The 4,608-nt window shown below is 60.2% G+C and carries 4 protein-coding genes and 1 pseudogene; 2 read left to right on the top strand and 3 right to left on the bottom strand.

The window, feature by feature from the left end:
• Both JWR14_RS09200 and JWR14_RS09195 read left to right on the top strand, forming a co-directional pair.
• Positions 1 to 334 (top strand): annotated as a pseudogene (locus JWR14_RS09200) (type VI secretion system ATPase TssH); the annotation flags it as partial.
• Between the two features lie 278 nt (positions 335 to 612).
• Positions 613 to 1,047: a nuclear transport factor 2 family protein gene (locus tag JWR14_RS09195; protein ID WP_299704844.1), complete on the top strand. Its 435-nt coding sequence runs from the start codon at positions 613 to 615 to the stop codon at positions 1,045 to 1,047.
• 132 nt (positions 1,048 to 1,179) lie between these two features.
• Here the strand turns inward: JWR14_RS09195 and JWR14_RS09190 are convergent, their stop codons facing one another.
• The 3 genes from JWR14_RS09190 to JWR14_RS09180 all read right to left on the bottom strand — a co-directional run.
• Positions 1,180 to 1,629 (bottom strand): YidB family protein, encoded by a 450-nt coding sequence (locus tag JWR14_RS09190; RefSeq protein ID WP_299704841.1) that lies wholly within the window; start codon positions 1,627 to 1,629, stop codon positions 1,180 to 1,182.
• A 200-nt stretch (positions 1,630 to 1,829) separates the two neighbouring features.
• Entirely contained in the window at positions 1,830 to 2,447 is a 618-nt protein-coding gene (locus JWR14_RS09185) for a helix-hairpin-helix domain-containing protein (protein WP_299704838.1), read from the bottom strand.
• Between the two features lie 353 nt (positions 2,448 to 2,800).
• Positions 2,801 to 4,608 (bottom strand): penicillin-binding transpeptidase domain-containing protein (locus JWR14_RS09180; RefSeq protein ID WP_299704834.1); only part of this gene is annotated, 1,808 nt, incomplete at its 5' end.

The following is a 4,608-nucleotide window of genomic DNA, read 5'->3' as shown; positions in this document are numbered from 1 at the left end:
GCCGGAGTTCCTGAATCGTATCGACGACGTCGTGGTGTTTCATTCGCTCGACCGCGAGAACATTCAGTCGATCGCGAAGATCCAGTTGCAGCGGCTGCATGAACGGCTGGCGAAGCTGGAGATGCAACTCGACGTGTCCGATGCCGCGCTGGAACACATCGGCCAAGTGGGTTACGACCCGGTGTTTGGTGCTCGGCCGTTGAAGCGCGCGATCCAGCAGCAGATCGAGAACCCGGTCGCGAAGCTGATTTTGGCCGGCAAGTTCGGACCGAAGGACGTGATCCCTGTCGATATGCGGGATGGCGAGCTGGTGTTCGATCGCGTCGTGCACTAAACGACGCTTGCTGGATCTATGCCAGTCTTGATGGACTGTTGCCGTTGAGGAACGCCCGACGAAGTTTGTCGGGCGTTTTTTATCGTAAGCGGTGGTTGGGCATGGTCAGGCTTGCCCGGGTTAACCTGATTCGCAGTGCACAAGTACCGTGCTAACCTTCATAGAATTTATCTGACGTCTGATCTGGATATGGCGCATTGGCCATGTGAACTACAAATACAGGTAGAAGATTATTATCTGACGTCTGATCTCATTGTTAACCCAACATCAAAATCTCCATGACAAAACTCCAGATGCTGTTGGCAGCGACCGTTGTGTGCGCCGCATCGGTCAACGTTCACGCAAAGAGCGGCGATCAGGCGTCGCTCGACACTGCCGTCCAGCGCTTGCACGCCGCAATGATCGCCGCCAACGGCGACGAACTGAAGGCACTCACCGCCAGCACCTTGAGCTACGGTCACTCGAACGGAGCAGTCCAGAATCAACAGGTTTATATCGATACGCTCACGAGCGGCCAGACGCACTATCGGCGAATCGACCTGACCAAGCCGAGCACGACGCTAGCCGGCGATAACGCGATTGTGCGCGATCATTTTTCGACGACGGTCGAAAGCGGCGGCAAGAAGACCGATGTCGAACTGGATCAGCTAATGGTGTGGAAGAAGTCCGGGAAGGGCTGGAAGTTGCTGGCCCGCCAAGGCTACAAATATTGAAGCCGGATACACGAGCCGGGGAACCAAAGGCCTGAGCGCCGAGACTCGTCGCACCAACAAAAAGGGGCAACAGATCACTCCGTTGCCCCTTTTTGCTTCTTTTACTACTTCCTAAAACCGGGCGAAAACCACTTACGCCTTCGGTTCTTCGCTCTTGCCGAACAGGCCCGCCAGACCGCCAAGGCCACCAAGAGACCCCAGCAAGCTGCCTACGTCCAGCTTGCCGTCTGCTGGCACCTGGCCGTCCGGCGTCGCTTGGTTCACGAGATGCGGCAACACTGAAGCCAGGATGCCGGAAACCTGGTCGCCGGACAGGCCAGCTTTCTGCGCCATCTGGCTGACCGCATCCGAACCGAGTACGTTGGTTACGGTGTCCGAACTGATGGGTTTGTTTTCACCGTTGCTGATCCACGACGAGACGATATCGCCCGCGCCATTTTCATGGAATCGCTGAATCAAGCCGTTCAGGCCGCCGGGCTGGTTGTTGACGAATTCCATCGCAATCGCGACTAGGCCGGACTGTGCGCCGCCGCCTTGAGACGAGTTGCCGAAGGAGGAGGCGAGGGTATCGAGTAGGCTCATGGCTGTCTCACTTGAAAACGATGCTGGTTAAATGCCGTCCGGCGTCATGCCGGTTTGCCAGTGCCGGACGGAAAACGTGCCGTTCGTTGAGGAACGGCCAGACTGTTTCTGCTGCAAGGCGACCTGGGCGGCATGAATTCGAGCTGTGCGTTGATGGCCATTTCACGCTCGGGATTCAGCGCCGAAGCGCGTCGCCGTCCTCAGGTTGCTGCCGCGTCGCTGGCGGCTTTCTTTTTCTTGGACTTCTTCGACGCCTTGGCGCCGCTCGCTCCTGACGCCGCGTCGGCCGTCGCTGTGGGCGCCGTACTCGTCGCCGTACTTGAGCTAGCTGCCGCGCTGGCCTTGGCTTTTTTACCCTTCTTGCCCTTGGTAGTGGAAGCCGCGTCCGGCGTCGCTGCGGGCGTCGCTGCCGGCGTCGTGGCCGTGGTCGCAGCGGGTGATGTAGCGGCGGTTGCGGCGGTGGAAGACTTCACCGTCGATTTCGCGGGCGTTGCGGTGTCCGCGTTGGTCACTGTCCGTGACTTGCCGGCCTTCAAACCCGCGGGCGGCGCGGATGATCCGCCGATCGTCAGCCCGGCCTGCTCCAGGTTCGTCACGGACTTCGTGCCGAGGCCTTTCACGCGGCTGGCGAGATCGTCGGCATCCTTGAACGGGCCATTCTTCGTCCGTTCGTCGATGATCGCCTTCGACTTTACCGGCCCAAGCCCCTTTACCGCTTCAAGGGAGGTTTGGTCCGCCGTATTGACGTCGACAGCCGCGAACGCGGCGCCTATGGACAACGCGAGGGCCAGACACAGCATCAACAGCTTTTTAAGCATGACAAGTGCTCCAGGTTGAAAAATAAAAAGAGGAATCGATGCCGGCCTAACTGGAGCTTGGCCAGAAAGTCCAACAAGCATAGGACAAAATGCGGGTCAGGATAATGGCAGCGACCCCCGTCCGGTGTGAGCGGGATTATTTTTTACAACATCACTGGCTATTATTTTGCCGGTTGTACCCAATCCGCTCGCTAGTTTCAATTCCGTTTAGCGATTATCACCAGACTCATGGCGGATGAGGGCGGGTCAGTCCAGATTTAACATTTCCGGATATAAGCTTGTCGGAATTGACGCGCTCGTTGCGCGAATGCCGGGTTTGATCCTTCGCGTTTAAGCCTTCGGGTCTAAGCTTATTAACCCTTTGTCTTGATTTTCGCAAACGCGCCGCGTACTTCGAATTTCACGGAATCGACGACTACGCCTTGGCGGTCGATCAGTTCCAGCGTGTGATGCCCCGGCCAAGGCAACCATGCCATTCGTGTCGTGTTAGTTGAGCGAGAAGGACCGGCCAACTTGCCGTCAAGCCGCCACACGCTGCCCGCCGGCGCGCTTTGGGCGCTCTCGAACCAGATCCGCTGGCGCGCGGCGGGAATATCGGGATCGAGCGCGAAAATAGTGCCGTCGGTGGGAGACGCGATCCGGGCCGTGCCGTTACGTACGGCCGCGCCTTCCGCATTCGACGACAACGCGATCCGTGACATTTGCGTGCCGCTCAGGAACCAGTCGTCGCGCGCCGGCTCGATATCATTTTGATAAACGATTTTCGTCTGCACCACGCCCGGTGGCGCGACTGGTGCGCGGCTCGGGGTACGCCGGTGCAGGTAATTCATTAATGCAGCCCACACAGGCGCGGCCCCGGTGACGCCGGAGACATCCCACATTGGCGCACCGTCCGCGTTGCCTACCCACACGCCCACCGCATAACGCGACGTGTAGCCGACCGCCCAGTTATCGCGCATGTCCTTGCTCGTGCCGGTTTTCACGGCGCTGAAAAAGCGCGTGGCGAGGACGCTGTCGAAACCGAAGGTGCGTGTGCGCGCGTTGTTATCGGCGAGGATGTTCGTCACGATAAAGCTCGCTTGCGGACTGAAAACTCGCGTGCCGGATGTAGCGGCGGTATGCGTCGGCAAGTCGGACATCGGCCCAGTGAGGCCGCTGTTCGCGAGCGTCCGGTACGCGTTCGTAAGTGTCGCGAGCGTCACATCGGCGCTGCCTAGCGCGAGACTGAAGCCGTAGTAATCGCCGGCTTGCGTGAGCGGCAGGCCGAGTGACACCAGCGTTTTCGCGAACCGGTGCGGTGTGACCATCACCAGCGTGCGCACGGCCGGCACATTCAGCGACGACCCCAGCGCCGTGCGCATGCTCACCCATCCCTTGAAATCGTGATCGTAGTTTTGCGGGATATACAGGCCGCCACCGGTGGCGAGATCGAGTGGGGCGTCATCGAGCAAAGAGGCCGGTGTGAGACGCTTTTCGTCGATGGCCTGAGCGTACAAGAACGGCTTCAGCGTCGAGCCGGCCTGGCGCAACGCGACGACGGCATCGACTTCCGGCGCATTCGACAAGCCTCCCGCCGAGCCGACCCACGCGAGGATCTCGCCGCTGCGGTTATCGATGACGATCGCGGCGCCGTCATGCACATTGCGCTGATGCGCGCGCGAGTTGAGTTCGAGCAAGGTACGCGCGAGCGAGTCGCGGGCGAAGCGCTGCAGCGAAGCGTCGAGCGTGGACTGGACCCGCGCGCCTGCTGCCGGATGCACTTCGCTAGCCACACGGCGCGCGAAGTGCGGCGCGAGCGCGTCATATTCCGAAGACCGCGGCGAGGTAGACGCAGAAGCGGAAGCGGTCCGCGTGAGTGTCAATTGCACGTAGCTGTCGAGGTTTGCGCACGGATCCGTGGCTGCAGGCCTCGCCCGGTCCATGTCCCGCAAAATGCCGCACGCCCGCGCTGATACCTTCGCGTAATTCGCATTCGGCGCACGCACCAGCGCGGCGGTAAGCGCGGCTTCACGCTCGTTCAGCCCGGACGGAAGCTTGCCGAACAAGGTCTGCGATAAAGCCGATAAACCCACGATTTCACCGCGAAACGGCACGAGATTGAGATACGCCTCGAGAATCTGGTCCTTGCGCCAGGCGTGATCGAGCCATAACGCGTCGACCG

Source organism: Caballeronia sp. (assembly GCF_028292365.1).
Taxonomy (GTDB): domain Bacteria; phylum Pseudomonadota; class Gammaproteobacteria; order Burkholderiales; family Burkholderiaceae; genus Caballeronia.
Note: the sequence above shows the minus strand (reverse complement) of the source record. Positions and strands in the feature narration are given on the sequence as shown.